Consider the following 1,873-nt stretch of genomic DNA (forward strand, 5'->3'; position numbering starts at 1 on the left):
AGAATTTACCCTAAAAATCAGTCCTTTGGAGGTGGCTAGTTTTTTCAAACCGATTTGGCAGCAGCAACCCTTTGTTTTAATCGGCAGTTTTTTAGATAGCGAAAAATCCGCTAATTTATACCGTCAAAATCAGGGTATCGGAGAAATTTTAACTTTAAAGTTTGCAGCCGATCGCGAAAGTGAATATATTCATTTATATCTACCCGATCGCATCAGCGCCCCCAATACCCCCGAATTTCAACCGATGTTATTAAAGCAAGTGCGGGAATTAGTTAGTGCTAATCATACCAGTGAACAACCGATAGTAATCCTGATTGAAGATGTTCCCCTCAAGGCACAAATTGCCACCCAAATGGCAGCCGATTACGGTTCGCGAGTGCAAGTGGAAAAAACTGAGATTAATAGTAATACTATTCTCGTTTGTGGTTGGCAATTCTGGCAAACCCATCAAGAAAAATTTCCGACTCCCAGTTTATTAATTATCGCTACTTTACCCTTACCCTCCCCCGAAAATCCTCTCGTTGCTGGCAAAATTGCCTACTATAAACGACAACATCTCGACTGGTTTCGTGCCTATCTTTTACCCACAGCAGTAAGGGAAATTCAGCAATCTGTCCAGTCTCTCCGGGAGTGTCAAGGTTGTGTGGCTGTCCTCGATAATCGTGTCAATGCCCGCAGTTATGGCCGACAAATTCTCTCCGCTTTAGAACCCTATGCTAAAGTTAATTATCTCGATCAACAATTTTTTCAAGATAAAGATTAAATCAGTTATCAGTTATCAGATGGGGTGCATCTCAATTTTGTAGAAATATCTATATTACATTTGGGCGCACGCAGTGCGCCCCTACCATTGACGCGATAATATTATTGTAGGGGCGAATTGCATTCGCCCTCTTGGAATAACTTCTGCTGCTCACCAATATGTGAGAGAATGTCACCAATAAGAGATGCACCCTATCAGTAATCAGTTCACTGATCACTGTTTACTGATCACTGATTACTGATAAAATCTCCCCCAGAGCCATATTTCCAACTATCCAAATAACGATGATAAAGATATTTTTGCTTGTCGGGTAACTTTTCTAAAACAGGTTTTAAGGTGGCTGCCAAGGGATATAAACCACTATACAAAGCTAAATTCAAATAATGTCCCGTCCAATCGATAAAAGGACTGATACCCACTTGTGGAATCATCGGTAAAACTAATTGAGGATTAACCAAAGGCAAAGTTTTTGAGAGGGAAGAAAACTGCACCACATCCTGTAAAAACGGTTTTAAGACCTCATCTCCCAACTTATCCATTACCCGAAAAACTCCACTCATTAAGTCATTAATTTGATTGGGATTAGGGTTAGCAGACATGGCAACACTCATAGTTTTTTGAAATAGCCACGTTACCGATATATTGGGTTGATAGGGTTGTAAAAGGGCTAAATCTTCTCGGTTTAAAGCATCGATTTGTAAAGCTTCCTCGATGGCAAAAGTTAGCCTTTTTAAATGCCTAACCATTGCCCCAAAACCACCAAAACTGACCGGAGATTGACTACCGCTACTATCTCCCACTGCTAGAATTCTTGACCAAGGCATTTTTAAAGGACTTTGACGATAGGCCGGGAAAAAACCCGCTAGAAAACGCTGAAATTTTACCGCTTCTAAATCTACCTTTTGATACTCCGGCAGTAATCTTAAATACTCCTCCATCAAAAATTCTAAACTAAAGCGATCAGGATGAGTATCAAGATAGGTAAATAAATAAGTTGTCCGACCATCCCTAGCGGGAAATGCTTCCCAAAAGTATTGACATTGGTGCAAGATTGGGGTAAAAGAATAAATCAAATCACCAGTTTCATTACTGGGAAAACCCTGACCGCAA

Annotated in this window: 1 protein-coding gene and 1 pseudogene; one reads left to right on the top strand and one right to left on the bottom strand. The window is 40.4% G+C overall.

What is annotated here, in order from left to right; translation table 11 throughout:
- On the top strand, nucleotides 1-763 hold a 763-nt coding region (locus PX484_RS15015), incomplete at its 5' end, for a helicase C-terminal domain-containing protein (RefSeq protein WP_288104492.1).
- Nucleotides 764-990: 227 nt separating this feature from the next.
- On the opposite strand, the pseudogene PX484_RS15020 reads toward PX484_RS15015, so the two are convergent.
- Nucleotides 991-1,873: pseudogene (locus tag PX484_RS15020) on the bottom strand (FAD-binding oxidoreductase); the annotation flags it as partial.

The organism is Microcystis sp. M49636_WE2, from assembly GCF_030065375.1.
GTDB classification, from domain to species: Bacteria; Cyanobacteriota; Cyanobacteriia; order Cyanobacteriales; family Microcystaceae; genus Microcystis; species Microcystis aeruginosa_C.